The organism is Actinomyces haliotis, assembly GCF_015355765.1.
Taxonomy (GTDB): domain Bacteria; phylum Actinomycetota; class Actinomycetes; order Actinomycetales; family Actinomycetaceae; genus Actinomyces; species Actinomyces haliotis.
This window is the reverse complement of sequence record NZ_JACWNA010000015.1, coordinates 16,269-42,493: the sequence shown is the minus strand read 5'-3', so window position 1 is coordinate 42,493 and position 26,225 is coordinate 16,269. Positions and strand designations below refer to the sequence as shown.

Genomic DNA, 26,225 nt, shown 5'->3' with positions numbered 1-26,225 from the left:
CCAGCACCGCCACCCAGCGAGTGAGCGGCCACCGGGAGCACCCCGGCGGCCGCTCGCTGGCATCATGAGCCCATGACCAGCGAGACCAGCAGCTCCTTCCTCCGCGGCACCGCCCGCGCCCTCGGCGCCACGGCCGCCGCCGGCGCGGGCCTCCTCGGCTACGCCCTCGTCGAGGCGCGCATGCCCGTCCTGCGTCGCGTCGAGGTGCCCGTGCTCGCCGTCGGTGAGGACCCGATCACCGTCCTCCACCTGTCCGACCTGCACCTCACCGAGCGGGACCACGCCCGCGTGGACTGGGTGCGCGCGCTCGCGGACCTGCACCCCGACGTCGTCGTCGACACGGGCGACAACCTCTCGTTCGCCAACGGCCTGAAGCCGCTGCGCCGCGCGCTCGAGCCCTTCACCGACCTCCCCGGTGCCTTCGTCATGGGGGACCACGACTACCGCACGACGGTCCTCAAGTCCCCGACCCGGTACCTGCGCCGCGACCCCCGCACCGCGAACGACCCCGACAAGGAGGAGCAGATCGAGGCACTCCCCTGGGAGGAGGTGCGCGACATCCAGGCCTCCGGAGGCTGGGTGGACCTCACGAACGCCCGCGGGACGATGTCCGTGCGGGGCCGCAGCATCGAGCTCGTCGGCGTCGACGACCCGCACGCCGAGCGCGACGAGTACCCGGCGCCGTCGGCCGACGACCCGACCGCACCGGCCGGCACGCCCGCCGTCCTCGACGCGGACGGCCGCCCGCTGCGCCTCGGGCTCCTCCACGCCCCCTACCGCCGCGTCCTCGACGCCATGAGCGCCGACGACGTCGACCTGGCGCTGGCCGGACACACCCACGGCGGCCAGCTCTGCCTGCCCTTCTACGGCGCACTCGTCACCAACTGCGACCTGGACCGTCATCGCGTCTCGGGCCTGTCGCAGTGGCCCGGGAGGATCGGGACGCCGGCCGCGGCGGACCACATGTATCTGCACGTGTCCGCGGGTCTGGGCACGAGCCCGTACACGCCGGTGCGCGTCGCCTGCCGCCCCGAGGCCACGCTCCTCACGCTCCTGCCGCACGGCTGAGAGGGAGCCGGCGGCGACGTCGTCGGCACGGGGCCGACGCAGGGCCGACGCAGCGCCGACGCGGCGACGGCGTGACCCAGCCCTCAGGGGAAAGATTTCCGTCCCCGGCCCGGCGGTGGATATAGTGTCTCCGCTGCACACGGGGTGTGGCGCAGTTTGGTAGCGCGCTTCGTTCGGGACGAAGAGGTCGTGGGTTCAAATCCCGCCACCCCGACTCACGGTCCACCAGGACCCCGAAGGCCCGGCTCTCAGGAGCCGGGCCTTCGTCGTGCCCACCGCCATCCGCTGGGAACGTGCCTGCGCTCTGAGAACGAGGGCGTCACCCTCGTTCTCAGAGCGCAGGCACGTTCCCACGGAGGTGCTGTGGCGCGGGCACGTTCCCACGCGAGTCACCCGACGTCCGCACCGGCAGGCCTGACACGCGGCCGACCTGCTCTGCCCATACGCTTGCCGGGATGAGCTCCACCACGCACACCCAGCGGCCCGCCGGGCCCCGCTCCCGCCTCACCCAGCTCGAGACGGTGCTCTCCGGCGCCTTCGTCGCGGGGTTCCTCATCTGGTCCCGGCTCGTGCTGCGCGGCACGCTCGCCGGTCTCGACGCCTCGCTCCAGCGCCCGGCCCTCGCCCCACGATCCTCACTCGGGCAGATCGCGGAGGCCTTCAGCCTCCTCACCCACCCCTTCCTCATCCTCGCCGCGATCATCGGCGTCGCCGTCTTCTCCTTCAAGCAGCGGATGCGGCGCCTCTCCCTCGCCCTCGGGGTCGGGGCCGCCGGCATCGTCGTCCAGCTGCTCCTCTCGTTCCTCGTCGACGTCGACCGCCCGGCCACGGCGTTCACGGACTCCATCTCGCACGTCGGCGGCGCCTACCCCGCAGGGCACGTCACCGCCGTCACCCTCGGCGCCTGGGTCCTCGTCACCCTCACCCGCGCGCACCGGCGCGGTTCCACCTCGATCGTCACCTGGGCCCTGACCGGGGGCGGCGTCGTGCTCCTCACCGCCGTCGCGCAGTGGGCCATGGGTCTCGAGCACGTGTCCGACGTCATCGGCGGCCTGCTCCTGGGTGGCGCCTTCGCCAACCTCGGGCTCACGATCGGCGGTATCGACCCCATCCTCGCCGGGTGGGCCCACCTCGGCCTCCCGGAGGGCACCGTCGACAAGCGCGCCGCCATCATCCTCAACCCCACGAAGTTCGACGACCTCTCCCTCCTGCGCCGCCGCGTGGAGGCGGAGATCCTGCGCGCCGGCTGGCAACCGAGCCTGTGGCTCGAGACCGAGGCCGACGACCCCGGGCGCGAGGCCGCCCGTCGCGCGGTCGCGGCCGAGGTGGACCTCGTCATCATCGCCGGAGGCGACGGCACGGTCCGGGTCGTGTGCGCGGATCTCACGGGCACGGGCGTACCCGTCGCGCTCATCCCCTCGGGCACAGGCAACCTCCTCGCCCGCAACCTCGGGATCCCGCTCGACACCGACGCCGCGCTCCGCCTGGCGCTCACGGGCGAGGACCGACCGGTGGACGTCGTGCGGTGCGCCTGGGACGACGGCGAGGACCGCTTCGTCGTCATGGCGGGGCTGGGCCTGGACGCGCAGATCATGGACTCGACCAACGACGACCTCAAGAAGGTCATCCGCTCGGGCGCCTACGCCGTCGCCGCGGTCCAGAACGCCGTCCCGGAGCCCTTCACCGTGACCGTCACCCTCGACGACGGCGAGCCCCAGCAGCACGACGTCGTCATGGCGCTCCTCGGCAACGTCGGCACCATCACCGGCGGCATGACCCTCTTCCCGGACGCGAACCCGGACGACGGCGTCGTCGACCTCATGCTCGCCAGCCCTGAGCGGGTCGCTGACTGGGCCAAGCTCGGAGCGCAGATCCTCATGGGCCGGGAGATGGACGGCTTCACCCTGCTCCAGGCGCGCCGCATCCGGCTCGAGGCGGACTCTCCTGTCCCCTTCGAGCTCGACGGGGACACGGAGGGCGAGACGAGCAACCTCGAGATCGAGGTCGAGCCCGGGGCGCTGCGCGTCGTCCAGCCGGCTTCCTGAGATCCTTCAGCCCGGAGGCAGCCGGCCGCGCCGCGCGGTGCCGTCCCTCCCCCGGGCCGCAGCCGGCCGCCGCCTAGACTGGCTGCGGCCCCACCCTCACGACACGTCAGGAGCGATCCATGGCAGCCCCGATCCCCGCGTCCCTGCGATCGCGCGCCACGGTGGCCCTCGGGCGGGCGGCCCGCGCCGCGGCCAGGGTGCGCGGCGGCGGCTCCGGCGGCACCGCCTTCCCCGGCCTCGTCATGGAGCGCACGGACCCGGGCTTCCTCAAGCGGACCCTCGACCAGCTCCCCCAGGGCGTCATCGTCGTCTCCGGCACGAACGGCAAGACGACGACGACGAAGATGGTCGTCCAGCTCCTCGAGGACCAGGGGCTGAGCGTCCTCACCAACCGCACCGGCTCGAACTTCGTGCGCGGCGTCCTCGCCTCCCTGCTCACGGAGGTGGACGCCGCCGGACGCGTGCACGCCGACGTCGCCGTCCTGGAGCTCGACGAGGCCCACGCGGTGCGCTTCGTGGAGCTCGTGCACCCGCGCGCCTGCCTCCTCCTCAACGTCATGCGCGACCAGCTCGACCGGTTCGGCGAGATCGACTACACCGCCTCCCTGCTCCACAAGGTCGCCGCCGCGACGAGCGAGGTCGTCGTCGTCAACGTCGACGACCCGCGTCTGGGCAGCGCCACCTTCCTCGGGGACCTGAACGCGCGCAGGGCCGGCTTCGGGGCCGGCCCGGCGCTGCGCTCCCTCTTCCTGTCCGACGACGACCTGCGCACCGGCGGCACGACGGGCTCCGCCTCCGAGCCGGCCGAGGCGCACGCCGCCGGCGACGCCGCTCCAGCGAGCACGGGCGCCGACGACGTCCCGCGCGCCTCCGCCTCCCGCGAGGCCACGGTCGGCGAGACCGTCGCCCCGCCGTCGGAGCAGGTCGTGCCGGTGCCCCGCGTCGTCCTCGAGCACATCGAGGGTCAGCGGGCCGCCGTCCGCGTCGACGGCGAGGAGCGCACGGTCGACTTCGCGATCCCCGGGATCCACAACCAGCTCAACGCCTGCGCGGCCCTCGCCCTCGCCCTCGAGGTCCTCGGCGAGCGGGTCGACCTCGAGCGGGCGCTGCGGACCCTGTCGGAGGTCCAGGCCGCCTTCGGCCGCGGAGAGGTCCTCACCCTCGACGGGCACGACGTCCAGCTCTCCCTCGTCAAGAACCCCGCGGGCTTCCGCATGGGCCTGCTCACCGCGGAGGAGGCCGTGCGCGTCAGCGGCCCCGAGACCGTCATGATCGCGATCAACGACGAGTACGCCGACGGACGCGACATGTCCTGGCTGTGGGACGTCGACTTCTCGGCCCTGCGCGAGGAGGGCGTCGCCGTCGTCACCGGCGTGCGCGCCTGGGACATGGCGCTGCGGCTGCGCTACGACGAGGTGCCCGTCGGCGTCGTCGAGCCGGACCTGGACCGCGCCATCGAGCGGCTGCGCAAGGCGGCCGCCAAGAACGTCGACGCGGACGCCGGCAGCACACCCCGCGACGACGCCGGCTCGGCCGCCGACATGCGCGTCTTCACCACGTACACGGCGATGCTGGCGCTCCGTGCCCGGCTCGCCCGCCTCACCGACGTCGAGGAGGTCATGAAGTGAGCAGCACCGACCCGGTCCTCTACGAGCACACGACGGACGGCTCCGCCCGCGGCTCGCTGCGCCTCCTGCAGCTCTACCCGCGGGACATGAACATCTACGGCGACTGGGGCAACACCCTCACGCTCGCGCGCCGCGCCCAGTGGCAGGGCTACGACGTCGAGGTCCTCGCCTACGACCCCGGGGACGAGCTGCCCACGGCCGACGGCGGGGTCGACCTCGTCGTGGGCGGCGGCGGCCAGGACTCCGGCCAGGAGCGGATCAAGGCGGACCTCGTCGAGCGGGCCGCCGAGCTGCGCGCCTGGGCGGCCGACGGCGTGCCGATGCTCGTCATCTGCGGCCTGTACCAGCTCTTCGGGCACCGCTTCGTCACGGCCACCGGAGGCGAGATCCCCGGGATCAGCGTCTTCGACGCGGAGACCGTCGCCGGGCCCGGACGCCTCATCGGCAACATCACCCTGGACACCCTCGATTTCGGGAAGGTCGTCGGCTACGAGAACCACTCGGGGCTGACGACCCTCTCGGAGGGCGCGACGCGCTTCGGGACCGTGGTGACCGGCGACGGCAACAACGGGCAGGACGGCTCCGAGGGGGCGCGCGCCGACAACGTCATCGGCACGTACCTGCACGGCTCGATCCTGCCGAAGAACCCGGCCGTGGCGGACTGGCTCCTGGCGCGCGCCGTCGAGCACGCGGGCGGGACCTGGGATCCGGAGCCGATCGACGACCCGGTGGAGCGCTGGGCGGTGCGCGCCCGCGAGGTCGCCATGGCCCGCCCGCGCTGAGCGGCCCTCCGGTTAGCCTGGGGGACATGGCGACTCCCGAGTTCATCCTGTCCCTGCGAGAGAAGATCGGGCACGACCAGCTCTGGCTGCCCGGCGTGAGCGTCGTCGTCGTCGATCCCGAGGGCCGCTTCCTCCTGGGCCGCCGATCTGACACGGACCAGTGGGCCGTCGTCTCCGGTATCCCCGAGCCCGGCGAGCAGCCGGCCGCTGCCGCCCTGCGCGAGTGCCAGGAGGAGACCGGCGTGACCCCGGAGATCCTCGCAGTCACGGGCGTCGAGGCGGAGGAGCCGATGGAGTTCCCCAACGGGGACCGCTGCGTCTTCATGTCGATCAACTTCATCGCGCGGATCGACGCCGAGACCGCCGCGACGGCTCACGTGGGCGACGAGGAGTCGACCGACGTCGCCTGGTTCTCACCCGATGAGCTGCCGGGCGGGCTGCGCCGCTCGGCCGCGAGCCGGATCGAGGCCGCCCGGGCGTGGCTCGCCGACCCGAGCACCGGCGCCCGCTTCCGCTGAGCCGCGGCTCAGCCGGCTCAGACGGGCGGCGAGCGCGCCGTCCTCAGACGCGGGCGAGCACCTCGCCGTGGACGACGGCGAACCAGCCGTCCGGCGAGGTCGACCACGTCCGCCAGTCGGCGGCCATCGCCTCAAGCTCCGCACGGGTCGCCGTTCCGGCGGCCCCGGCCTGCGGCCCGAAGGAGGTGAGGCACCGCTCGGCCCAGGTGCCGCCCCACCAGCCGCGAAGGTCGTCGTCGGCGTAGCACCAGGTCGACGCGGAGCAGGTGACGCCCTCCAGGCCGGCCTCGCGGCACCAGGCGAGGAGACGGCTGCCGGCGTCGGGCTCCCCGCCGTTGGACCGGGCGGTCGTCATGTAGACCTCGCGCCAGCGGTCCATGCCGGCGGGCCGGGGGTACCAGGTCATTGCGGAGTAGACGGCGTCGCGGGCGGCGACGATCCCACCGGGTCGGGTGACGCGCCGCATCTCGCGCAGAGCGGCCACCGGGTCGGCGACGTGCTGGAGAACCTGGTGGGCGTGAACGACGTCGAAGGCGCCGTCCGGGAAGGGCAGGGCGAACAGGTCAGCCTCGACGAGCTCGACGGAGCCGGTGAGCCCGCGACTCTCGAGGGTGGCGCGGGCGGCCTCGATGGCGGCGGGGGCGCCGTCGAGGGCGACGACGCGGCCCGGTGCGACGGCCTCGGCGAGGTCCGCGGTGATCGTCGCAGGGCCGCAGCCGACGTCGAGGAGGGAGAGTCCGGGTCGCAGGTGCGGCAGGAGGTAGGCGGCGGAGTCGGCTGCCGTGCGGTGGGCGTGGTTGGCGAGGACGGTGGCACCGTGGCCGTGGGTGTAGCGAGCGGGCATGGCAGCACGGTAGGTCTGGGCCCGGCCGCCCGACCGGCCCTGCTCGTCAGGCGTCCCGCTGCATTCGGAGGAAGGGGAAGACGCCGCCGTTGGTCTCCTGGTCGTGCTCGGCGAGGACGCGGAAGCAGGCGCGCTCGTAGACGGTGACAGCGCGCCGGTTGAAGGCGGCGACCTCGAGGACGACGGGACCGGGCAGGCCCGCAGCACTCAGCCGCTCGAGTCCGGCACGGAGGAAGGGCAGACCGCGGCCGCCGCCGGTGAGGTCCGGGCGCAGGCCGAGGGCGATCTCGCTGCCGGCGCCCTCGGACGCGGCGGCGTCGTCGTCGGGGACGGCGTCTGCTCCGTCGACCTCGGCGTCGTCGAGCCGCTCGCCGGTGACGAAGCCGACGAGCCCGCCGTCGGAGTCGTGCGCAGCGAGAAAGACCTCAGGCCACTGCTCGGGGTCGATGAGCTCGGCGTAGTCCTCGGGGTCCGCGTCGGCGTCGTAGAAGCTGTAGGGCTCCGGGTAGCGCCAGACGTCGGCGATCTCCCGCGCCTCGGGGAGCGTCATCGGGGCGAAGGCGAGGCCGGCGGCCCACTCGTCGGCGCTCGACTGAGACTCGGCGTTCACGCGCCCAGTTTAGGGAGCGGCACGGCGGCTACCCTCGCGCCATGACTGAGCCCTCCCCACCACCTGACTGGATCCTGCGCCCGGCCCTCCTCTCGGACGCGCCCGCCGTCCTTGAGGCCTTCCTCGCGGACCCGGAGATGGCGCGCCAGGGCGACGTCACCGATCTTGAGGACGCGCGGACCTACCTGCGCCGCCTCACCGACGCCCCGACAGGGCACCGCGCCTGGGTCGCCGTTGACGACGCCGGACCCGCACGAGCCCTCGCCGGCCTCGCCATCGACAGCGAGAACCTCACGGGGTGGTTCTTCTACTGGGCGCACCCAGCGGTCAGGGGCACTGGCGTCATGAGTGCCGCGGCAGCCGCCGTCGCCGACCACGCCCTGGATCCGGAAGGCCTGGGACTGGAGCGTCTCGAGCTCGGTCACCGCGCCAACAACCCCGCCTCGGGCGGGGTCGCGCGGGCGGCCGGATTCGTCCAGGAGGGCGTGGAGCGGGGGAAGTTCCTCGTCGACGGCGAGCGGATCGACGTCCTCACTTACGGGCGACTGAGGAGCGACCCGGCACCCGTGGGTCCGCGGCTCCCGCTCGGAACCGACCACGTGGACGGTCGACCTGGGAGGCTGGCTCCATGAGCGCGATCAATAACGTCCGGCTGGCCGGCCGTCGTCAGGTCTACTCCCTCGCCCGGCCCGCAACCGAAAGGAGAACGGCATGAGCACGGATCCGGCCCGCTGGCGCTGCACCCGTGACGTGCACGTCCCCGACGACGTCGCGCGCCTGCTCGCGACCGTCCCGGAGTGGTTCGGGCAGCCGGACTCGAACCGCGAGTACATCGAGGACTCCCGTCGCCTCGAGACGTGGACGGTGCGCGACAGCGCCGGGACCGTCGTCGGTGTCACCCTCGTCAACCGCCACTTCCCATGGGAGGCGGACCTCCACCTCATCGTCGTCGACCGCACCCACCACGGCCAGGGCATCGGACACGAGATGGTCCGGGCCGTCGTCGAGGCGTGCCGGGCGGACAGCGTGCGCCTTCTCCAGGTCAAGACCCTCGGTGCCTCGCACCCCGACGCCGGATACGCGCGCACGCGCGAGTTCTACCGGAAGGTCGGCTTCCTCGAGCTCGAGGAGACGGACCTGTGGGGCGAGGGCACGCCCTGCCTCATCATGCTCATGCCGCTCGAGCCATGACGCGCTCACGCACGACGCTGTCGACGGTCGCGCCGTGCCGTGCCGTGACGCCACGGAGCCCCGGTAGTGTCTCGCCATGCCTGAGCCCTCCCCTGCACCTGCCCTGACGCTGCGCCCGCCCAGAGCCGGCGACGAGGCCGTCTGCCGCCGCTACCACGAGCAGCTCAACGCTGAGGTCTTCTCCTTCCTCCTCGCCGAAGGATCGTGGGAGGAGCCCCTCGCCCAGGTGGAGCGCGAGGCCGCCGGCACCGACCTCCCACCCGGACGCGTCCGCGCCGACTTCCTCCTGGGCGAGGTCGACGGCGCGGTCGTCGGTCGCGTCTCGATCCGGCACGAGCTCAACGAGGACTGCGGCGCTTCGGAGGGCACGTCGGTTACGCCGTCGCGCCCGAGCACCGCCGACGCGGGTACGCCACGCAGATGCTCACGCAGGCCGTGGCGCGCCTGGCCGCGGAGGGCGTGAGCCCCGTGCTCGTCACCTGCGACGCCGGCAACGCGGCCTCCGAGGCGACCATCCCCGCCTGCAGCGGCGAGAGGGACGCCGATGACGTCCTCCCGGACGGCCTCAAGCACCGCTTCTGGATCCGTCCGTCGGCGCGGACCGCGACGGCCTCCTGACGAGTCAGGAGCCCGGCGGACTGGAAGGGTGGGTGCGCACCGCCGCGTCGGCGCGGGAGCTGCGGGCTCAGCCCTCGAGGTACTGCGAACGCGCCTTCATGGCGTGGATGAGGAGCTCGGAGCCGTTCATCGAAGACGAGGACGACGAGCTCGAGGGCCCGCCCCGACCGGTCCAGGCCGATGACGAGCCACCGTCGCGGGTCGTCCTCGTCGTCGAGCGGACGCGGCCTCAGGGCGTGCGCGTAGGCCTCCAGCACGAGCTCGTCATTGAGCCGGTCGCCCGTAGTGCTTTCACGCCGAGGGATGGATCTCAGACAACGTGCGCCCACTGGCGGACGGCTTCACGAATCGCCTCGGAGCGGGTGCCGAGTCCCTCGGCTCGCGCGCGCTCCGCGAGCGCCTCAAGGGTCCGGGTGTCAAGGCGAACGGTGACCACCGTCCCTGGGCCGTCGCCAACCGGCGGGCGCCCAGGACGGGGAGCCGGAAGCGAGGCGAGGTCGTAGCCGGCCTCAGCCTCGTCGGCCCAGGCCTGAATCTGAGCCTCGGTCACTGTCTTGCGGTGGAGGAGATGCTCACCCATACACAAATCGTATACGAAACTATCCGTCCGCCCCACGTCCAAGCACCACCGATCAATCGAATCCCGCAATGGCGGCGTTGCTTATTTCTTTCATGTAAGGCTAGCCTTATCTCGCCGCGTGACCCGTCGCGCGAGCGCAGCACCGCATCACCGAGAGCTAGGCAATCCCCTTGACCACCGCCGTCGTTGACACCACGGACACCCAGGGCGCACCGACCAGCAGCAGCACCGCCGTCCCCCTCTCCTCCCTGCGCCACGGAGCCCACGCCCGCGTCCTCGCCGTGAGCGAGGAGCACTCCACCCAGCTCGCCCACCGCCTCGCCGACCTCGGCATGGAGCCCGGCCGCGTCGTCGAGGTCGGCCGCCGCGCCCCCATGGGCGACCCCACCGTCTACCGGGTTGCCTCCTACTCCCTGTCCCTGCGCCGCCGCGACGCCGCGCTCGTCCTCGTCGAGGAGATCGCGTGAGCTGTCACTCCCCCGCCGCTCCTGGCCCCGCCAAGCGCGAGGGCGCCACCGCCGTCACCATCGGGCGCCGCCCGGACCACGCCGACAGCCCCGCCACCACGACCTCAGCGGCCGCCGGCTGCGAGGGCGACGGCGTCTCATGTCACTGCGGCTCCGCCTCCGGCACGGTCCACGACGGCGCCGACCGCGTCGCCCTGGCGGGCGCACCCAACGCCGGCAAGACCTCCCTCTACAACTCCCTCACAGGGCTGCGTGCCAAGACCGGCAACTACCCGGGCGTCACCGTCGCCCGCGCCGTCGGCACCTGCGAGCTCGACGACGGCACCCCCGTGACCATCGAGGACCTCCCCGGCGCCTACTCCCTCGACCCCATCAGCCCGGACGAGCAGGTCGTCATCGACGTCCTCACCGGCCGCCTCGGCGAGCAGGACGCCCCCGACGCGCTCGTCGTCGTCGTGGACGCCACGACCCTGTCCCGCTCGCTCGGCTTCGCCGCCCAGGCGCTCGCGATGGGGTTGCCGACGGCGCTCGCCGTCACCATGACCGACGAGCTCACCCGCCGCGGCGGACACCTCGACGTCGAGGCCCTCGGCCGCGCCGTCGGCGTCCCGGCCGTGCGCGTCATCGGCAACCGGGCCACCGGGATCCCGCAGCTGCGCGCCATGATCGCCGACTGGCGAGCCTGGGGGCGCGTCCCCTTCGCCCCGCCCACCTCCGGCGCGGAGCGGCTCAGCTGGACCGAGTCCGTGCTCTCGGCCGCCGACTACACGGCGCCGCGCGAGGACGCCGTCACCCACGGCATCGACCGCGTCCTCCTCCACCCCGTGTGGGGGACGATCGTCTTCTTCGCGGTCATGTACCTGTTCTTCCAGGCGATCTTCGCCTGGGCCGCCCCCTTCCAGGACGGCATCGAGTCCGCCTTCGGCTGGCTCGGCTCCCTCGTGCACACCTGGCTCGACGGCTCCGCGCCGCTGCTCGCCGGACTCCTGGGCGACGGGATCATCGGCGGCATCGGCTCGGTCATGACCTTCCTGCCGCAGATCATCATCATGTTCCTGCTCATCGCGGTCATGGAGGGCACCGGCTACATGGCCCGCGCCGCGTTCCTCATGGACCGCGTCATGAGCTCAGCCGGCCTGGAGGGGCGCGCCTTCGTGGCACTCCTGTCCTCCTGGGCCTGCGCCATCCCGGGGATCATGGCGACCCGCACTCTGCCGAGCGCCAAGGACCGGCTCGCGACGATGCTCGCGGCGCCCCTCATGACCTGCTCGGCCCGGCTGCCCGTCTACGTCGTCATGATCTCGATGATGGTGGGGCCCGAGGCGAAGGTGGGGCCCTTCGGGGCGCGCGGCACCATCATGTTCGTCCTCTACCTGGCAGGCGCGGTCGCCGCGATGACGGCGGCCTGGGCGGTCAAGAAGCTGACGGACCGCGGGGGCGTCCTCCTGCCCTTCTACATGGAGATGCCGCCCTACCGCGCGCCGCGGGCGCACGCCGTCGCGCTCATGGTCTGGGACGCCTGCAAGGGCTTCCTCAAGAAGGCCGGGACGACGATCCTCGTCGCGACGCTCCTCGTGTGGGGTCTCCTCAACGTCCCGGGCCGCTCGACGGCCCAGTTCGAGGCCTCCTGTGCGCAGTCGAGCAGCTGCTCGGCGGTCGCCGCGGCCGTGGCGGACCCGTCGTCCTCCACGGTGAAGGACGCTGACGGTCACGTCGTCACCGACCCCGACGAGCTCGCCGCCCTGTACTCGGCGGAGCAGACCCAGGACGTCATGGACCACTCGGTCGGCGCCTCCATCGGCAAGGCCCTCGAGCCGGTCTTCGAGCCCCTCGGCTTCGACTGGCGCGTCAACGTCGCGATCCTGTCCTCCCTCGCCGCCCGCGAGACCTTCGTGGCGACCCTCGGCCAGATCGGCGCCGCCGCGGACCCGGAGGCCCCGACGGCGGCCCTGAGCCGGATGACCTACCAGCACGACACGATCACGAACCACGCCGGCGACCTGCTCTTCAACCCGGCGACGATCGCGGCGATCCTCGCGTTCTTCGTCTTCGCGATGCAGTGCATGGCGACGGCGGCGACGATGCGCCGCGAGACGGGCACGTGGAAGTGGCCGCTCGTTGCCTACGGGTACCTCTTCGTCATCGCCTGGGTCGCGGGCGCGCTCACGCACGCCGTCGTCGCGGCGCTGATCTAGGACGCCCCCATGGCCGTGGTCCCCACGCACCCGTCGACGACGCCGGACCCTGCCGTCCTGCGCTGGACGGTGCCCGACGGCCTCCTGCCCTTCACCGGCACCGTCGCCCACGCTCCAGGACTTCTCCAGGCGCTCCTCGACGAGGGCGCCCTGTCCGGCGTCGAGGCGGCGCCCGGCGCCGTCCTCACCCTCCTGGGGCCCGACCGGAGCTGGGCGGTCGAGGGGCCGCGAGTGCAGCGCGCGCTCGTCGACGGTCTCGGGACGCCGTCGTCGTGGACGCCGACCCAGGGCGCCGTCGGCGTCGGCCCCGATGACGCGCTGCGGGCCGCCGCGCTGGAGATCGCTGAGGGCCCGGTCGGGGACATCGCCCACCTGCACGGCGGGAGCTTCGAGGTCGCGTCGGTGCGCGACGGCGTCGTCGAGGTCGGGCTCGAGGGCGCGTGCCATGACTGCCCCGCCGCCGTCATCACCATGCACGCGCGCTTCGAGCACCTCCTGCGCCGCCGCTGCCCCTGGCTCGTCGAGGTCCGGGAGGCCGCCCCCGCACACGCTGGGAACGAGGCTGCGCTCTGAGAACGAGGGGCTCTCCCTCGTCCTCAGAGCGCAGCCTCGTTCCCAGCCGGGTCAGTGCTCCTCGGTGGCGCGCGAGTCCGTGAGAGGGGAGCAGCCGTAGCCGGCGATGAGGGCGATCGGCGTGTTGACGAGCACGAGGACGCGCCAGGAGAAGGAGCCGAGGACGGCGCCGCCGGCGACGAGCCCCAGCGCCATGGCGCTCATGCCGATGACGACCATGACGGTCATGGCGCGCATGAGCAGGGCGGAGTCGTCGAGGAGCCGGAACACGAGGGACATCGTCACGGGTGCCATGCAGGAGGCGGCGACGCCGAGGAGCGCGCGCACGGCGATGAGCTGGTCGGCGGAGTGGACGGCGAGGACGAGCGCGGAGATGAGCCCGAAGCCGGCGAGGCCGATCGGGAGGACGCGGCGGCAGCCGAAGCGGTCGGCCAGCGAGCCGGAGGTGAGGAGCAGCGACCCGAAGACGAGGGAGTAGGCGCCGGTCACCCACTGGAGCTGGGTGGTGGAGGCGGGGGCCTCGGCGAGCTGGACGGACATGAGCAGCTCCTTTCTCGAACGACGTTCTATCGAACCGTGTTCGAGATTGCGCAAGCCGCGTGGCACGATGGAGGCGGTCACCTCGAGAACACTCCCGCCCGACGACGACCGCCGCGTCCCCGCCCCACGCCGGGGCAGGCGCCCCACGCTCTCCCTGGACGCCGTCGCGGCCGGAGCACTCGAGATCCTCGACGCCGGCGGCGAGGACGCCCTCACCTTCCGCAGCCTCGCGCGCAGCCTCGAGACCGGGGTCGGGAGCCTGTACCACTACGTCGCCAGCAAGGACGAGCTGCTCGACCACGTCACCGACGAGGTCCTCGGCCGCGTCCTCGCGGCCCTCACCCTCCCCGAGGACCCGTACGCCGCCCTGCGCGCCATCGCCGACGGCCTCTACGACGCCATGGGCGAGCACCGGCGGATCGGCTCGTACCTCCTGCGCAACTCCGGGATGATGACGAAGTCCATGGAGCTCTTCGAGCTCATCGGCTCCCAGCTCACGGCGCTGCCGCCCACCGACCGGCAGCGGCTCGACGCCGTCGACGCCCTCACCGCCTACGTCACCGGGGTCGGCGCCGACATCCACTCCTACGAGGCCACCCTCTCCGAGGTCGAGGGCACGCCGGACGCCGATGAGATCCGCTCCGTGGCCCGCCAGTGGGCCGAGCTCGACGCCGAGCGCCTCCCCTTCATGCGCTCCGTCGCGGCCGAGTTCGAGTCGCACGACAACCGCACCCAGTTCCGCGCCGGCGTCGACCTCATCCTCGCCGGGATCGAGCGGCAGGCCGAGGCCGGCGAGTAGCGGCCACCGACCAGGTTCGGACCGCCAGGACGCGTGTGGACCACCTCAGCCAGTGGCTGAGGTGGTCCACACGATGGAAGGTGATCCAGACCGGAGAGCGACCCGACCGACCGAGAGGTCCCGCCGGTCCGACGGGGCACCAGGCGTCAGTCGCGGGGCTGGCGCTCCGCCCACTCGCGGGGGCTCACGCGCACGCCCGTGTAGAAGGGCGCATCGAGGCGCACGTGCCGGCGCGCCTCGGTGTAGCGCTGCTGGTGGATGACGCCCTCGAGACGGTCCAGGGTGTCGGCCTCGAAGGCGAGGACCCACTCGTAGTCGCTCATGCCGAAGGTCGACAGCGTCGACCCCTTGACGTCCGGGTAGGCCTGGAAGCCGTTGCGGCCGTGGTCCTTCATGATCCGCGAGCGCTCCTCGGGCGGGAGGAGGTACCAGTCGTAGGAGCGGATGAAGGGGTAGACCTGCACCCAGTCGCGGGGCTGGACACCGCCGAAGCAGGCCGGGATGTGGTAGCGGTTGAACTCGGCCGGGGTGTGCAGGCCCATGCAGGACCAGACGGGCTCGAGGTGGCGGCCGAGCGCGCTGGCGCGGAGGCGGTGGTAGGCGTCCTGGAGGACCTCCGGGTCGTCGTCGATCCACCAGACGAGGAGGTCGGCGTCGGAGCGGAAGCCGGCGACGTCGTACCAGCCGCGCGTGGTGACGCCGGACTCCTCGACGAAGTAGGTGGACTCGCCGACGAGGCGCTGGCGGTTGGTCTCCAGCGCCGGCAGGGGGCTCGTCAGCCTGAAGACGGCGTAGAGGGCGTAGTGGTTGTGGTCGTTGACGGCGTCGATGTCGACGTGGCGCTCGTCGCGGGGGTCCCACTGGTACGTGCGCTCGGTCTTCGTGTCGGTCGCCGCCTCGGCGGCGGCGCTCCCGGCGGGAGTGGTCTCGGTGCTCATCGTCTTTCCTTCGGTCGGTACGGTCGAGCCTAGTGAGGATCAGGGGTGGGCGTGGCCGTGCGGGGGCCCGGCGGCGGGGCGGCAGCACTCGTCGGGGCAGACGGTGTGGAAGGGGCCGGTGCCGGTCGTCGACGCCGGGGCGACGTCCTCGCCGCGGGCGACGGCGGCGCGCTCGAGGAGCACGTCGGCGAGGGAGGCGATGAAGGCGGGGTGCGTGCCGGCGGTGGCGGCGCGGACGTAGGGGACGCCGAGCCGCGCGGCCGTCTCCTTCGCCTCGGTGTCGAGGTCGTAGACGACCTCCATGTGGTCAGCGACGAAGCCGATTGGGGCGACGACGACGCCGGCGGGCACCTCGACCGGCGTGCCGTCGGTGAGACGGCCCGTCATGAGGGACTCGAGGTGGTCGTTGACGTCGGGCTCGAGCCAGCGCGCCTGGGGCGGGCCGGAGCGCGAGCAGTAGACGAGGTCGTACTCGATCGCTGCCGGGGACTGCGCCAACCCGAGGCGCGCCGCGACCTCGGGGACGAGGAGGGCGGCAAGGCGCTCGTGCTGCTCGACGTAGGAGATCTCGGTGCTGAGGTCCGCGGCGACGCCGGGCTCGAGCGTCTCGGGCACGGCGACGCCGTCGGCGCGCTCCTGCGACGTGGGCCCCGAGCGCTCGTTCATCGAGGTGGGGATGGAGTGGGTGACAAGGACGAGACGGATGGCCTCGGCCGGGAGGCCCTGGTCGGTCAGCTCGCGGTACGCGGCGACGATGGCGTCGACGTTCGCCTCGAGCATCCCCGGGGTGTTGTAAAAGGGGCGGGACTTGTCGACGACGAGCTCGACGGGCTCGCCACCCTTCCCCCCGACGCGGGCCTCGGCGTCAGCCTCGGGGCCGTCGCCCGTCGAGCCGTCCGTGCCGCCGGCGAGCCGGGCGAGCGCGCCGGTGGTGTCCTCGCGGTACTGACGGCACCCGGAGTAGGAACCGTAGGCGGACGTCGTCATGGTGAGGACGCGGCGGGCGCCGCCGTCGGCGACCTCGCGGAAGGCCTCGGTGACGAAGGGGTGCCAGTTGCGGTTGCCGATGACGACGGGCACCTGCGACCCGCGGCGCGCGAGCTCGGCGCGCAGGGCGTCGAGCATCTCGGCGTTGCGGGCGTTGATCGGGGAGCCGCCGCCGAAGCGGCCGTAGTGCCCGGAGACCTGCAGGAGGCGCTCGTCGGGGACGCCGCGACCGGCGGTGGCGTTGCGCATGAAGGGCAGGACGTCGTCGGGGCCCTCGGGACCTCCGTAGGACAGGACGACGACGGCGTCGTAGGGGGCGAGCGGGTCAGTCATGAGACTCCTCCGGGGTGGTGGCGGGGGCCGGCGTCCCCGGCTCGGGTCGTGTGGTCGGTGCGGTGGTCGCTCGGACGGTTGTCGTGGTGACGGGCGCTGCGGCGGCCGTGGGCGGTGTCCGCTTGGCGGGGCAGTGCGAGGGCGGCAGCGGCATGTCCTCGAGGAGCGCGTCGGCGACGTCCTCGCCGAGGAAGAGCCCGAGAGAGGCCAGGTAGTCCTCGTCACGGCCGCTCTCCCCCGCCTGGCGGGCGGCGATGGTCGGGTGGTGCATGATCCGCGCGGCGAGGTGGCGCAGCGCGCGCTCGGCGTCCTCGGCGTCGACCTTGCCGTCCACGGGGCTGAGGCGGTCGACCTCGACCTGGACGACGTCGTCGACGAGCCCGCGGATGGCGCGCACGACGGGGTCCATGCGGCGCCCACCGAGGAGGCGCTCGAAGTCGGTGACCTCCTCGTCGACGACGGCGCGGGCACGGGCGACCTGCTGCGCCTCGGCCTCGGGGACGGCCCGCTGGACGCTGGGCAGGTCGATGAGGAGGACGCCGGGCAGGGCTCCGACGGAGCGCTCGACGTCGCGGGTGAGGGCGAGGTCGAGGACGACGAGGGGCCGCTCGGCGGGGACGGCGCGGCTGGCGGGCTCCTCGCCGCGGTGGAGGAGGGCGGCGCCGGCAGGCTGGCGTAGGCGGGCGGCGGGCTCGACGAGCTCGCGCGTGAGGACGGGGGCGCCGAGGCCGCGGCAGGTGACGACGAGGTCCGCGAGCTCGAGGGCGCCGGGCAGCTCGGCCTCCGAGACGGGCCGCAGGTGGTGGCCGTCGGCGAAGGCCCGGGCCCGGTCGGACCGGGAGTAGACCTCGATGTCGGTCACGCCGCGCTCACGCAGGGCGGTGACGGTGGCGCCCGCGTAGGCGCCGGTGCCGACGATGAGGACGCGGCAGGCGGGCAGCGGGGGGAGGCTGCGCGCGGCGAGGTCGAGGCCGACGGCGACGACGGAGCGGCCGTTGCCGGCGAGGCCGGTCTCGCTGGCGACGCGGCGCGAGGTGCTGGAGGCGTGCTCGACGGCGCGGACGACGTCGGCGGTAGCGGTGCCCTCCTCGGTGGCGCGCGTGAGGGCCCGGCGGAGCTGGCCGGCGATCTCGCGCTCGCCGACGACCATGGACTCGAGGCCGGCGGCGGTGGCGAAGAGCTCGGTGTGTGCGGCGTGGCCGACCCAGGTGGTGAGGAGGGCGGCGTCGGGGTCGGGCTCGGCGGAGGGGGCGGCGTCATCAGCAGCGGCGTCGTCAGCATCGGCGCCGTGGGCGGCGGGGGCGAGGAGGACCGGGGCACCGGAGCGCTCGGCGAGGAAGGCCGCGACGGCCTCGTCGAGGTGCTGCGCGTCGCGCTCCGCCCGGCCTGGCGCCGAGGGCGGGGCGTCGAGGAGGAGGGCGAGGCGGTTGCAGGTGGGCAGGACGAGCGCTCCGCGCAGGGCGGGGACGGCGTTGACGAGGTCGGGGCCCAGCTGCGCGGAGACCGCGCCCAGGCGGGCGACGGCGTCGAGGCCCTGGGTGCGGTGGTCAGCGGAGAGAAGGTGGAGTGTCACGGCGGTCGTATTGAACCATCGGGGGCGTCCGTGAGCACAATGTCCCCGCCCTCACCGGAGTATTTCCCGACGGACCGTCAGAAACAATTCCTGACGGCTTGTCAGGACGTCATTCTTCCCGTGTCATCACACCGAGAAGTCGACGTTCACATATTCCGAGGAAGTGCCTGTCACTCGTATAGGAGAAAGGTCTCGCCGTGAGTCGTCACGCCATTGCCCCGACCCGGGGGGCCCGTCCGTGACCGCTCCCGCGATCCTCGAGGCCCTCACCGGACGCCCCCACGGCCAGGCGCGCACGCCCGTCTGGTTCATGCGACAGGCGGGCCGCTCCCTGCCCGAGTACCGGTCCCTGCGCGAGCGCGCCGGCGTGTCCATGCTCGACGCCTGCCTCGACCCGGCCCTCGCCGCCGAGGTCACCCTCCAGCCGGTGCGCCGCCACGGCGTCGACGCCGCCGTCTTCTTCTCCGACATCATGGTGCCGCTCCGCCTCGCCGGCGTCGGCGTGCGCATCGAGCCCGGCGTCGGTCCCGTCATGGACGCCCCCGTCCGCACCGCCGACGACGTCGCCCGCCTCACCGAGCACCGCCTTGGCGAGGGCACCGGCGCCGACGGCCGGGACAACGCGGAGGGCGTGCGCGCCGTCGCGGAGGCCGTGCGACTCGTCGTCCGCGAGCTCGGCTCCCCCGACGCCGCGCCCGTCCCGGGTGCGACGGCACCGGGCGGCACACTGTCCGAGCGCGCCCTCGCGGGCCTCGCCGAGTCCCGGGGGGAGGCCGGATGGTCGCCCGTCATCGGCTTCGGAGGCGCCCCCTTCACACTGGCCGCCTACCTCGTCGAGGGCTGCCCGAGCCGCGACCACCTCGCCGCGCGCGGCCTCATGCACGCCGACCCGGCCGCCTGGGACGCTCTCATGACCTGGTGCGCGCAGCTCACCGGGGAGTTCATCGCCCTGCAGGTGCGCGCCGGGGCGAGCGCCGCCCAGCTCTTCGACTCCTGGGCCGGCTCCCTGCGCCCCGCGGACTACCGGGAGAAGGTCGCCCCGTACTCCGCGCGGGCCCTCGACGTCGCCCGCGAGGACGTCTCCCCGACCACCGGCGCACGAGTCCCCCTCATCCACTTCGGCACCGGCACGGCCCGGATTCTCGCGGACATGCGCGACGCCGGGGCGGACGTGCTCGGCGTCGACGACCGTACCGAGATCGCCGAGGCCCTGGACGCGCTGGCCGGTTCTCGAGCGGGCGCCTGCCCCGTGCAGGGGAACCTCGACCCAGCGCTCCTTGCCGCCCCCTGGGAGGTGCTGGGCAGCGCCGTCGACCGCGCCGTTGAGGAGGGGCGCCTGGCACCCGGCCACGTCCTCAACCTCGGGCACGGCGTCCCGCCGACGACGGACCCCGACGTCCTCACACGGGTCGTCGCCCGGGCGCACGGCTCCGCCGACTGGGAGACGACGGCCCTCGCCGGATGGGACGGTCAGTCGTGAGCCCGGCGGACGGGACCGGGACGACCGGGCTCGCGCCGGCTGATCGGGCCGCTGGGGCCACCGGCGCCGTGGAGGACTGGGACGCCGTCGTCGTCGGAGGCGGGATCGCCGGGCTCTCCGCGGCCTGGGAGCTCACGCGCGCCGGTCTGCGCCCCCTGCTCGTCGAGGCCCGCGGCTACACCGGCGGGCTCGTCGCCGGCGGCGAGATCGCCGGCGTGCGCATGGACCTCGGCGCCGAGGGCTTCGTCATGCGCGGCGAAGGCGTCACGGGGTTGGTCGACGCGCTCGGCCTCGAGGTCGCCGGACCCTCGGGCGGCGGCGCGCGCCTCTTCCTGCCCCCGCGGCCCGAGGACTCTGTCAACGGCGCTGACCCCGCCCGAGGCTGGCGTCTCCACCGCTTCATCAAGGACTCCTACCTCGGCATCCCGAGCAACCCGCTCGCCGAGGACGTCGTCGAGGTCGTCGGGCGTGAGGCCGCCGAGCGCGCCGCCCGGGACGCCGAGCTGCCCGGAAGCCTCGGCACCGGGCCGGAGGACCCGGCCGACCTCGCGTCCTTCGTGCGCGCGCGCATGGGCGAGGGCGTCCTCGACCGCCTCGTGCGGCCCATCGTCGCCGGCATCCACACCTCCGACCCCTCCGTCCTCGCGGCGGACACCGTCGCGCCCGGGCTGCGCGAGGCGACGGCGCGGCTCGGATCGCTCCAGGCGGCCGTCGGCGAGCTCGTCGAGCGCCGGAAGGCGCGCAAGCGCGGCGGCACGGCCGTCGACGTCACGACCCGGGGCGGGCTCGTCGTGCTCACCGACGCGCTGCGCGAAGCGGTGCTCGCGTCCGGCGGCGAGGTCCGCACCCGCACCGGCGCGCAGTGGATCCGGGCCACGAGCACCGAGCCGATCGACCGCGCCGAGCCGGCCGCGAGCGCATCGCCGACCTCGGCCCCGAGCGGCACCCCCCTCTGGGAGCTCGGGATCGCCCCCACCCGCCGCGGCGCGACGCCGTCCGCGGAGCCGGTCCCGACCGGCGCCGAGCGGGTGGTCCGTACGAGCCGTGTCGTCCTCGCCTGCTCGGCTGGCGCGAGCCTGCGGCTCCTCGGCGGGGCCTCGACGCCCGAGAACCCGGTCGGCACGGACGTCACGATCCCGGTCGGCTCCCCCATCGCCCGCTTCACCCTCGTCGCCCACGCACCCGCCCTCGACGGCACCCCGGTCGGCTCCGGCCTGCTCGTCGCACCGGTCACCCCCGGGAGCGAGCCCGCGCCCGTGCGGGCCAAGGCCCTGTCGCACCTGTCGGTCAAGTGGCCCTGGGTCGGCAAGGAGCTGCGCGCCCTCCACGGCGAGGACGCCCAGGCCCTGCGCCTGTCCTACGGGCGCCCGGGCGAGCCCCGCCCCGAGGTCGACCTCGCCGGCGTCCTCGACGACGTCGAGGCCCTCACCGGCGTGAGTATCGCCGAGGAAGACGTCGTCGACTCGCTCCTCGTGCGCTGGGACGGCACGCTGCCTCCCGTCACCCCCGAGCACCGCGGGCGCACGCAGCGCCTCCAGGCCGAGGCGCACGCCCACCCCGGCCTCGCCGTCACGGGCGCGTGGGTGGCCGGGACCGGCGTCGCCGCCGTCGTCGCGCACGCCCGCGAGCAGGCCTCCCGCCTCGCCGCCGAGCAGCGCGACCGGGGTACGGTCGAGACGGCCCCCGCCAGCACCAGGACCGAGTCACCCACCGAGGAGCACCGCGCATGACCGCCGCCAGCGTCCCGCACAAGATCCGGCTGGGCACGCGCGGCTCCGCGCTCGCCACCACCCAGTCCGGCCTCGTCGCCCGCGCCCTCGAGGAGGTGGCCGCCGCCCAGGGCAACGCCCTCGAGGTCGAGCTCGTCGAGATCTCCACCCGCGGCGACGTCGACCCCACCCCGCTCGCCGAGCTCGGCGGCGTCGGCGTCTTCGCGGCCGTCCTGCGCCACGCTCTCCTCGCCGGCGAGTGCGACCTGGCCGTCCACTCCTTCAAGGACCTGCCGACGGCGCCCGTGCCCGGCCTCGTCATCGCAGCCGTCCCGCCGCGCGAGGACCCGCGCGACGCCCTGTGCACCGTCGGCGGCGCTGAGTCCGGTCCGCGCCTGGCGGACCTCCCCCGCGGGGCCCGCGTCGGCACCGGTTCGCCGCGCCGCGCCGCCCAGCTCCTCGCTGCACGCCCCGACCTCGAGGTCGTCGCCATCCGCGGCAACGTCCCCACCCGGCTCGCCCGCGTCGTCGGAACGGTGGGCGGGGACGGACCGATGGGCGCCTCCCGCGAGCCCGACCTCGACGGCGTCGTCCTCGCCCTGTCCGGCCTGCGCCGCCTCGGGCTCGAGTCCTACGCGAGCGAGGTCCTCAAGGCGGTCCCCCAGGGGGCTGGAACCGAGCGCGTCTCCCCTGCCGGAGCGAGCGGCACCGCGGCTCCCGTCATGGTGCCCGCCGCCTCGCAGGGAGCGCTCGCCGTCGAGACCCGCGCCGACCTCGCCGAGACCGACCCCGTCCTCGCCGGCGCGCTCGCCGCACTCGACGACCCCGCCGCCCACGCCGCGGCACGCGCCGAGCGGGCTCTCATGCGCCGTCTCGAGGCCGGCTGCGCGGCACCCGTCGGCGCCATCGCCACGCCCGTCGGCGACGGCGAGGCGCTGCGGCTCGACGCCGTCGTCGCCGCCCTCGACGGCCGCACCCTCCTGCGCCGGGACGCGACCGCGAGCGTCGTCGAGCCCGAGGACCTGGGCATCGCGGTGGCCGAGGCGCTCCTCGCCGACGGCGCCGCCGAGCTCGTCGACCTCCACGCCACGAAGGAGAAGCCCGTGCACGAGGCACCCCGGAAGAACCCCGCCGAGCCCGACGGTGAGCCCGCGGCCGCAGCGTCCCAGGAGGCTGCCGCGGCCGCGGACGCGACCGCCGGCGAGCCCGCCACAGCCTCCGCCACCACTGGCCGTGCCAGGGCCCCGCGCGACGCCCACGCCCTCGAGGACGTCCGCGTCCTCCTGCCGCGCACGAAGCCCGACGACCGCATGGCCGCCGGGCTCGAGGCGGCCGGGGCGCGGGTCGACCGCGTCGACGTCACCCGCACCGTCCCCGGGCCGGCCGGCCCCCGCGAGCGCGCCGCCGCCGACCTCGCCGCCGGCGAGTACGCCTGGCTCGTCCTCGCCTCCCCGCGCACCCTCGAGAACATCGACGTCACCGGCGTCCCAGAGTCCACGCGGCTCGCGATCATCGGCCCCGGCACCGCGCACGTCGTCACCAAGGCCCTCGGCCGCCGCCCCGACATCGTCGCCGCCGGCTCCTCCGCCGCGCTCCTCGAGCTCGACCCGATGAGCACCGGCCCGGAGCCCGGGGCGACCGGCGCCGCGCGCCGCATCCTCCTGCCGGGCTCGAAGCTCGCGGGCCTCACCCTCGTCGACGGGCTCACCGCCGCCGGCTGGGAGGTCGACGTCGTCTCCGCCTACACGATGGAGGAGGTCGCCCCCGAGGCCCTGCCGGGCGGCTTCGCCGCGGAGTGGGCCGACGGCGCCTACGACGTCGTCGTCCTCACCGCCGGCTCCTCGACGCGGGCGCTCCTGAACCTGGCCGGGCCCGTCCCGGAGCGGACGCGCGTCGTCACGATCGGCACGCCGACCGCCGTCGCCGCCCGCGAGGCAGGGATCGACGTCGACGTCATCGCGAAGGCCCCGACCCCGCCCGGCGTCCGATCCGCCGTCATCGAGGCCCTCGCACCCTGACAGCCGAGGTCGGTCGTTATCACCGCCGAGGTCGGCTGACCTCCGCGCCGAGACCGGTCACCGACCCCGCCAGCCACAGACACCAAACGCACGCGCACGACACGCACCACCACGAAGAGATGACACGCATGACAGCCACTCCGGCAAGCCCCGACGACGCCCTCACCCGCCTCCCCGACGCCTCCGACCCGTCAACCTCCCCGGCCGCCGACTTCCTCCTGTCTCGCGGGATCCCGGCCCCCGAGAAGCCCGTCGTCCGCCCGCGCCGTCTGCGCACCACGCCGGCCATGCGCGCCCTCGTCGCCGAGACCCGGATCGACCCGGCCCAGCTCATCTACCCCGCCTTCGTCCGCGAGGGCATCGACGAGCCGGTCGAGATCTCCGCGATGCCCGGCCAGTACCAGCACACCCTCGACTCGCTGCGCCGCGAGGCCGTCGCGCTCGCCGAGGCCGGCGTCGGCGCCATCGACCTCTTCGGCGTCCCCGAGGTCCGCGACGCCGTCGGCTCCCAGGCCTGGGCGGAGGACGGGATCCTCAACCGCGGGCTCGCGGCCGTGCGCGAGGAGGTCGGCGACTCCCTCGTCGTGTGCGCCGACACCTGCCTCGACGAGTTCACGAGCCACGGGCACTGCGGCCTGATCCGCCCCGAGGCTGGCGACGAGGACACCGGCTCGGACCGCCGCGCCGGCGAGGTCGACAACGACTCCACCCTCGCGCTCTACCAGGCGATGGCCGTCTCCCAGGCCGAGGCCGGCGCCCACATGGTGTCCCCCTCCGGCATGATGGACGGCCAGATCAAGGCGATCCGCGCCGCCCTCGACGCCGCAGGGCACGACGACGTCACCATCATGGCGTACTCCGCGAAGTACGCCTCCGCCTACTTCGGGCCCTTCCGCGAGGCCGTCGGCTCCACCCTCAAGGGCGACCGCCGCACCTACCAGCAGGACCCCGCCAACCGCCGCGAGGGCCTGCGCGAGGCGATGCTCGACGTCGAGGAGGGCGCCGACGTCGTCATGGTGAAGCCCGCCGGCCCGTACCTCGACGTCCTCGCCGACGTCGCCGCGGCGTCGCCGGTCCCGGTGGCCGCCTACCAGGTGAGCGGCGAGTACGCGATGGTCGAGGCGGCCGCAGCCAACGGCTGGATCGACCGCGACCGCGTCATCATGGAGTCCGTGCTCGGGATCGTCCGGGCCGGCGCCGACAGCGTCCTCACGTACTGGGCGCGCGAGATCGCCGAGCGCCTCGCCCGCTGAGAAGGACGTCCCGAAGGAGATCCCGTGACCACGAACCAGCAGCTCTTCGACGCCGCTCGCGCCGTCATCCCCGGCGGCGTCGACTCCCCCGTGCGCGCCTTCGGCTCCGTCGGCGGCGCCCCCGCCTTCATCGACCACGCGCTCGGCGGCGCCGTCACCGACGCCGAGGGCCACGAGCTCGTCGACCTCGTCGGCTCCTGGGGCCCGGCCCTCCTCGGGCACACCGACCCCGAGGTCGTCGACGCCGTCATCGAGGCCGCCCGCAAGGGCCTCTCCTTCGGCGCCCCCACCGAGGCCGAGACGCGCCTCGCCGAAGCCGTGCGCCGCCGGGTGCCGGTCGCCGAGCGCCTGCGCTTCGTGTCCACCGGCACCGAGGCGACCATGACCGCGATCCGCCTGGCCCGCGGGGCCACCGGCCGCGACCTCGTCATCAAGTTCGCCGGCTGCTACCACGGGCACTCCGACGGCCTGCTCTCCGCGGCCGGCTCCGGCGTCGCCACCGGCGGCCTGCCCGGCTCCGCGGGCGTCCCCGCCCCGATCGCCGGCCAGACGATCGTCCTGCCGTACAACGACGTCACCGCCCTCGAGGAGTGCTTCGCGGCCCGCGGCGAGGAGATCGCCGCCGTCATCACGGAGCCGGCGCCCGCGAACATGGGCATCGTGCCGCCCGCGCCCGGCTTCAACGCGGCGATCCGCCGGGTGACCGCCGAGTACGGCGCCCTCATGATCGCCGACGAGGTCCTGACCGGCTTCCGCGTCGGCCCCGCCGGCATGTGGGGCCTCGAGGCGATCGACGGCTGGCAGGACAACGCGGCCGACGGCGGCCCCAGCGCGCTCGCCACCCCTGCCTTCGGAGAGGGCGCCGTGACGCCGACCTGGCCGCGCACCGGCCTCGCCGAGGGCACCGGCTGGCGCGAGCGCGCTGCGTGGATCCCCGACCTCGTCACCTTCGGCAAGGTCATCGGCGGCGGCATGCCGCTCGCGGCGCTCGGCGGTCGCGCCGACGTCATGGAGCTCCTCGCCCCGGTCGGCCCCGTCTACCAGGCGGGCACCCTGTCCGGGAACCCGCTGGCGACCGCCGCCGGCATCGTCACGCTCGAGAAGGCCGATGACGCCGTCTACGCGGCCGTCGCCCGCCGCGCCCAGCAGGTGGGCGAGATCGTGAGCGAGGCGCTCACCGCCGAGGGCGTCGCGCACCGGGTGCAGCGCTCCGGCTCGCTCTTCTCCCTCATGCTCGGCGAGGGCGCCGCTGAGCACGGGGTGCGGGACTACGAGGAGGCGAAGGCGCAGGACGTCTTCCGCTTCGGACCTTTCTTCCACGCCTTCCTCGAGGCCGGTGTGGCGCTGCCCCCGAGCATCTTCGAGGCCTGGTTCCTTTCCGCCGCGCACACGGACGAGCAGATCGAGCGGATCTCCGTTGCCGCCCCCAAGGCCGCCAAGGCCGCGGCCGCAGCGACAGCGCAGGACTGAGTCCCA

The 26,225-nt window shown here is 74.1% G+C and carries 25 protein-coding genes and 1 tRNA gene; 19 read left to right on the top strand and 7 right to left on the bottom strand.

Translation table 11 applies throughout. The annotated features are described in order from the left end of the window. The first annotated feature begins 72 nt into the window (after positions 1 to 72). The 6 genes from IXW69_RS07750 to IXW69_RS07725 all read left to right on the top strand — a co-directional run bounded on the left by IXW69_RS07750 (position 73) and on the right by IXW69_RS07725 (position 6,041). Positions 73 to 1,068 carry a metallophosphoesterase gene (locus IXW69_RS07750; RefSeq protein ID WP_194785771.1) on the top strand — a complete coding sequence of 332 codons (996 nt, stop codon included), beginning with the start codon at positions 73 to 75 and terminating at the stop codon, positions 1,066 to 1,068. 140 nt (positions 1,069 to 1,208) lie between these two features. Further along, a tRNA-Pro gene (locus IXW69_RS07745) sits at positions 1,209 to 1,282 on the top strand. Positions 1,283 to 1,523: 241 nt separating this feature from the next. Next, entirely contained in the window at positions 1,524 to 3,113 is a 1,590-nt protein-coding gene (locus IXW69_RS07740) for a YegS/Rv2252/BmrU family lipid kinase (RefSeq protein ID WP_194785770.1), read from the top strand. Between the two features lie 119 nt (positions 3,114 to 3,232). Next, the gene (locus IXW69_RS07735) at positions 3,233 to 4,741 is read left to right on the top strand and encodes a Mur ligase family protein (protein WP_194785769.1); all 1,509 of its coding nucleotides are present in this window, start codon (positions 3,233 to 3,235) and stop codon (positions 4,739 to 4,741) included. Further along, positions 4,738 to 5,523 (top strand): type 1 glutamine amidotransferase, encoded by a 786-nt coding sequence (locus IXW69_RS07730; RefSeq protein WP_323745234.1) that lies wholly within the window; start codon positions 4,738 to 4,740, stop codon positions 5,521 to 5,523. Before IXW69_RS07735 ends, IXW69_RS07730 begins: the two co-directional genes overlap by 4 nt. 26 nt (positions 5,524 to 5,549) lie before the next feature. Continuing rightward, positions 5,550 to 6,041, top strand: a complete 492-nt coding sequence (locus IXW69_RS07725; protein WP_194785768.1) for an NUDIX hydrolase — start codon at positions 5,550 to 5,552, stop codon at positions 6,039 to 6,041. A 43-nt stretch (positions 6,042 to 6,084) separates the two neighbouring features. On the opposite strand, the gene IXW69_RS07720 is transcribed toward IXW69_RS07725, so the two are convergent. Both IXW69_RS07720 and IXW69_RS07715 read right to left on the bottom strand, forming a co-directional pair. Beyond that, positions 6,085 to 6,885 (bottom strand): methyltransferase domain-containing protein, encoded by an 801-nt coding sequence (locus tag IXW69_RS07720; protein WP_194785767.1) that lies wholly within the window; start codon positions 6,883 to 6,885, stop codon positions 6,085 to 6,087. Positions 6,886 to 6,931: 46 nt separating this feature from the next. Then, positions 6,932 to 7,495: a GNAT family N-acetyltransferase gene (locus IXW69_RS07715; RefSeq protein WP_194785766.1), complete on the bottom strand. Its 564-nt coding sequence runs from the start codon at positions 7,493 to 7,495 to the stop codon at positions 6,932 to 6,934. A 41-nt stretch (positions 7,496 to 7,536) separates the two neighbouring features. Here IXW69_RS07715 and IXW69_RS07710 point away from each other — a divergent pair, with 41 nt between their 5' ends. From IXW69_RS07710 to IXW69_RS12205, 4 genes are all read left to right on the top strand, one after another. Next, positions 7,537 to 8,127 carry a GNAT family N-acetyltransferase gene (locus IXW69_RS07710; RefSeq protein WP_194785765.1) on the top strand — a complete coding sequence of 197 codons (591 nt, stop codon included), beginning with the start codon at positions 7,537 to 7,539 and terminating at the stop codon, positions 8,125 to 8,127. 79 nt (positions 8,128 to 8,206) lie between these two features. Continuing rightward, positions 8,207 to 8,686 (top strand): GNAT family N-acetyltransferase, encoded by a 480-nt coding sequence (locus IXW69_RS07705; protein WP_194785764.1) that lies wholly within the window; start codon positions 8,207 to 8,209, stop codon positions 8,684 to 8,686. 76 nt (positions 8,687 to 8,762) lie between these two features. Continuing rightward, complete coding sequence (locus tag IXW69_RS07700) at positions 8,763 to 9,149, top strand: hypothetical protein (RefSeq protein ID WP_228525102.1); 387 nt, start codon at positions 8,763 to 8,765, stop codon at positions 9,147 to 9,149. Then, positions 9,035 to 9,304, top strand: coding sequence for a GNAT family N-acetyltransferase (locus IXW69_RS12205; protein ID WP_228525078.1), 270 nt, complete (start codon positions 9,035 to 9,037; stop codon positions 9,302 to 9,304). The genes IXW69_RS07700 and IXW69_RS12205 overlap by 115 nt, the downstream gene beginning before the upstream one ends. A 310-nt stretch (positions 9,305 to 9,614) precedes the next feature. On the opposite strand, the gene IXW69_RS07695 is transcribed toward IXW69_RS12205, so the two are convergent. Beyond that, positions 9,615 to 9,884 carry a ribbon-helix-helix domain-containing protein gene (locus IXW69_RS07695; RefSeq protein ID WP_194785763.1) on the bottom strand — a complete coding sequence of 90 codons (270 nt, stop codon included), beginning with the start codon at positions 9,882 to 9,884 and terminating at the stop codon, positions 9,615 to 9,617. A 170-nt stretch (positions 9,885 to 10,054) separates the two neighbouring features. On the opposite strand from IXW69_RS07695, the gene IXW69_RS07690 reads away from it, so the two are divergent. The 3 genes from IXW69_RS07690 to IXW69_RS07680 are packed head-to-tail and all read left to right on the top strand — an operon-like array spanning position 10,055 to position 13,119. Beyond that, on the top strand, positions 10,055 to 10,351 hold the full coding sequence (locus tag IXW69_RS07690; protein WP_228525070.1) for a FeoA family protein: 297 nt from the start codon (positions 10,055 to 10,057) through the stop codon (positions 10,349 to 10,351). Then, positions 10,348 to 12,546 carry a ferrous iron transporter B gene (gene feoB / locus IXW69_RS07685; RefSeq protein WP_323745233.1) on the top strand — a complete coding sequence of 733 codons (2,199 nt, stop codon included), beginning with the start codon at positions 10,348 to 10,350 and terminating at the stop codon, positions 12,544 to 12,546. Before IXW69_RS07690 ends, feoB begins: the two co-directional genes overlap by 4 nt. Positions 12,547 to 12,555: 9 nt before the next feature. Then, complete coding sequence (locus tag IXW69_RS07680) at positions 12,556 to 13,119, top strand: NifU family protein (protein ID WP_194785762.1); 564 nt, start codon at positions 12,556 to 12,558, stop codon at positions 13,117 to 13,119. A gap of 51 nt (positions 13,120 to 13,170) precedes the next feature. Here the strand turns inward: IXW69_RS07680 and IXW69_RS07675 are convergent, their stop codons facing one another. Continuing rightward, positions 13,171 to 13,659, bottom strand: coding sequence for an MFS transporter (locus IXW69_RS07675; protein ID WP_194785761.1), 489 nt, complete (start codon positions 13,657 to 13,659; stop codon positions 13,171 to 13,173). Between the two features lie 46 nt (positions 13,660 to 13,705). Here IXW69_RS07675 and IXW69_RS07670 point away from each other — a divergent pair, with 46 nt between their 5' ends. Continuing rightward, positions 13,706 to 14,458 (top strand): TetR/AcrR family transcriptional regulator, encoded by a 753-nt coding sequence (locus tag IXW69_RS07670; RefSeq protein WP_194785760.1) that lies wholly within the window; start codon positions 13,706 to 13,708, stop codon positions 14,456 to 14,458. Positions 14,459 to 14,604: 146 nt separating this feature from the next. Here IXW69_RS07670 and hemQ read toward each other — a convergent pair whose 3' ends face one another. The 3 genes from hemQ to IXW69_RS07655 are packed head-to-tail and all read right to left on the bottom strand — an operon-like array spanning position 14,605 to position 18,289. Continuing rightward, complete coding sequence (hemQ, locus tag IXW69_RS07665; RefSeq protein ID WP_194785759.1) at positions 14,605 to 15,396, bottom strand: hydrogen peroxide-dependent heme synthase; 792 nt, start codon at positions 15,394 to 15,396, stop codon at positions 14,605 to 14,607. 39 nt (positions 15,397 to 15,435) lie between these two features. Further along, entirely contained in the window at positions 15,436 to 16,716 is a 1,281-nt protein-coding gene (locus IXW69_RS07660) for a ferrochelatase (protein ID WP_194785758.1), read from the bottom strand. Beyond that, positions 16,709 to 18,289 (bottom strand): glutamyl-tRNA reductase, encoded by a 1,581-nt coding sequence (locus tag IXW69_RS07655; protein ID WP_194785757.1) that lies wholly within the window; start codon positions 18,287 to 18,289, stop codon positions 16,709 to 16,711. The genes IXW69_RS07660 and IXW69_RS07655 overlap by 8 nt, the downstream gene beginning before the upstream one ends. Positions 18,290 to 18,527: 238 nt before the next feature. On the opposite strand from IXW69_RS07655, the gene IXW69_RS07650 reads away from it, so the two are divergent. The 5 genes from IXW69_RS07650 to hemL all read left to right on the top strand — a co-directional run bounded on the left by IXW69_RS07650 (position 18,528) and on the right by hemL (position 26,219). After that, positions 18,528 to 19,769 (top strand): uroporphyrinogen decarboxylase, encoded by a 1,242-nt coding sequence (locus IXW69_RS07650; protein WP_194785756.1) that lies wholly within the window; start codon positions 18,528 to 18,530, stop codon positions 19,767 to 19,769. Continuing rightward, positions 19,766 to 21,499, top strand: a complete 1,734-nt coding sequence (locus IXW69_RS07645; RefSeq protein ID WP_323745232.1) for a protoporphyrinogen/coproporphyrinogen oxidase — start codon at positions 19,766 to 19,768, stop codon at positions 21,497 to 21,499. The genes IXW69_RS07650 and IXW69_RS07645 overlap by 4 nt, the downstream gene beginning before the upstream one ends. Continuing rightward, positions 21,496 to 23,496 (top strand): hydroxymethylbilane synthase, encoded by a 2,001-nt coding sequence (gene hemC, locus IXW69_RS12200; protein ID WP_407646551.1) that lies wholly within the window; start codon positions 21,496 to 21,498, stop codon positions 23,494 to 23,496. The genes IXW69_RS07645 and hemC overlap by 4 nt, the downstream gene beginning before the upstream one ends. A gap of 128 nt (positions 23,497 to 23,624) precedes the next feature. Beyond that, positions 23,625 to 24,749 carry a porphobilinogen synthase gene (gene hemB / locus IXW69_RS07630; protein ID WP_194785754.1) on the top strand — a complete coding sequence of 375 codons (1,125 nt, stop codon included), beginning with the start codon at positions 23,625 to 23,627 and terminating at the stop codon, positions 24,747 to 24,749. 24 nt (positions 24,750 to 24,773) lie between these two features. Next, entirely contained in the window at positions 24,774 to 26,219 is a 1,446-nt protein-coding gene (gene hemL, locus IXW69_RS07625) for a glutamate-1-semialdehyde 2,1-aminomutase (protein ID WP_194785753.1), read from the top strand. Positions 26,220 to 26,225: the final 6 nt, after the last annotated feature.

Bases quoted from the DNA above. Each gene is read 5' to 3' on its own strand.
- IXW69_RS07740 (WP_194785770.1), top strand. From the start codon at position 1,524: ATGAGCTCCACCACGCACACCCAGCGGCCCGCCGGGCCCCGCTCCCGC.
- IXW69_RS07735 (WP_194785769.1), top strand. From the start codon at position 3,233: ATGGCAGCCCCGATCCCCGCGTCCCTGCGATCGCGCGCCACGGTGGCC.
- IXW69_RS07680 (WP_194785762.1), top strand. From the start codon at position 12,556: ATGGCCGTGGTCCCCACGCACCCGTCGACGACGCCGGACCCTGCCGTC.
- IXW69_RS07710 (WP_194785765.1), top strand. From the start codon at position 7,537: ATGACTGAGCCCTCCCCACCACCTGACTGGATCCTGCGCCCGGCCCTC.
- IXW69_RS07705 (WP_194785764.1), top strand. From the start codon at position 8,207: ATGAGCACGGATCCGGCCCGCTGGCGCTGCACCCGTGACGTGCACGTC.
- IXW69_RS07695 (WP_194785763.1), bottom strand. From the start codon at position 9,884: ATGGGTGAGCATCTCCTCCACCGCAAGACAGTGACCGAGGCTCAGATT.
- hemQ (WP_194785759.1), bottom strand. From the start codon at position 15,396: ATGAGCACCGAGACCACTCCCGCCGGGAGCGCCGCCGCCGAGGCGGCG.
- hemB (WP_194785754.1), top strand. From the start codon at position 23,625: ATGACAGCCACTCCGGCAAGCCCCGACGACGCCCTCACCCGCCTCCCC.
- IXW69_RS07675 (WP_194785761.1), bottom strand. From the start codon at position 13,659: ATGTCCGTCCAGCTCGCCGAGGCCCCCGCCTCCACCACCCAGCTCCAG.
- IXW69_RS07725 (WP_194785768.1), top strand. From the start codon at position 5,550: ATGGCGACTCCCGAGTTCATCCTGTCCCTGCGAGAGAAGATCGGGCAC.
- IXW69_RS07660 (WP_194785758.1), bottom strand. From the start codon at position 16,716: ATGACTGACCCGCTCGCCCCCTACGACGCCGTCGTCGTCCTGTCCTAC.
- IXW69_RS07720 (WP_194785767.1), bottom strand. From the start codon at position 6,885: ATGCCCGCTCGCTACACCCACGGCCACGGTGCCACCGTCCTCGCCAAC.
- hemC (WP_407646551.1), top strand. From the start codon at position 21,496: ATGACCGCCGCCAGCGTCCCGCACAAGATCCGGCTGGGCACGCGCGGC.
- IXW69_RS07700 (WP_228525102.1), top strand. From the start codon at position 8,763: ATGCCTGAGCCCTCCCCTGCACCTGCCCTGACGCTGCGCCCGCCCAGA.
- IXW69_RS07750 (WP_194785771.1), top strand. From the start codon at position 73: ATGACCAGCGAGACCAGCAGCTCCTTCCTCCGCGGCACCGCCCGCGCC.